Origin of the sequence: Phyllobacterium sp. 1468, from assembly GCF_031455525.1 — a bacterium.
In the GTDB taxonomy this organism is placed as follows: domain Bacteria; phylum Pseudomonadota; class Alphaproteobacteria; order Rhizobiales; family Rhizobiaceae; genus Phyllobacterium.
This window is the reverse complement of sequence record NZ_JAVDSX010000024.1, coordinates 1-1,049: the sequence shown is the minus strand read 5'-3', so window position 1 is coordinate 1,049 and position 1,049 is coordinate 1. Positions and strand designations below refer to the sequence as shown.

Annotated in this window: 1 protein-coding gene; it reads right to left on the bottom strand. The window is 58.7% G+C overall.

Translation table 11 applies throughout. The features are described 5' to 3' along the window. Positions 1-1,049: elongation factor Tu (gene tuf / locus J2X72_RS25020; RefSeq protein WP_310076421.1), on the bottom strand; the 1,049-nt coding region annotated here is incomplete at both ends.

Sequence of the window (1,049 nt, the reverse complement as noted above, 5' to 3'; positions counted from 1 at the left end):
GGCATGACCATTTCCGTGCCTTCCGGCAAAGTCACAACACCCGTCACGTCGGTCGTGCGGAAGTAGAACTGCGGACGGTAGTTGGAGAAGAATGGCGTGTGACGGCCACCTTCGTCCTTCGTCAGGATATAGGCTTCTGCCTTGAACTTGGTGTGCGGCTTGACCGAACCTGGCTTGGCAAGGATCTGGCCGCGCTCGACGTCTTCACGGCCAACGCCGCGGATCAGCGCACCGATGTTGTCGCCGGCCTGGCCCTGATCGAGCAGCTTGCGGAACATCTCGACGCCGGTCACCGTCGTCTTCGTCGTCGGCTTGATGCCGATGATCTCGACTTCTTCACCAACCTTGACGATACCGCGTTCAACGCGGCCCGTTACAACCGTACCACGGCCGGAGATCGAGAAAACGTCTTCGATCGGCATCAGGAACGGCAGGTTGATCGGACGCTCCGGCGTCGGAATGTACTGGTCGACTTCCGCCATCAAGGCACGAACGGCATCTTCGCCGATTTCCTTGTTTGAGTCTTCAAGCGCAGCCAAAGCCGAACCCTTGACGATCGGAATGTCGTCGCCGGGGAAATCATACTTCGACAGGAGCTCGCGTACTTCAAGCTCGACGAGTTCGAGAAGCTCGGCATCGTCAACCTGGTCGACCTTGTTCAGGAACACCACGATCGCCGGAACGCCAACCTGACGGGCAAGCAGGATGTGCTCGCGCGTCTGCGGCATCGGACCGTCGGCAGCCGAAACAACCAGGATCGCGCCATCCATCTGTGCAGCGCCGGTGATCATGTTCTTCACATAGTCGGCGTGGCCGGGGCAATCGACGTGCGCATAGTGACGGGCGGGCGTCTCATATTCGACGTGTGCCGTCGAAATGGTGATGCCGCGCGCCTTTTCTTCCGGCGCTGCGTCAATCTGGTCGTACGGCTTGTACTCGCCGAAATACTTCGTAATCGCTGCCGTCAACGACGTCTTGCCATGGTCAACGTGACCAATCGTGCCAATGTTGACGTGCGGCTTGTTACGTTCAAACTTGCTCTTAGCCAT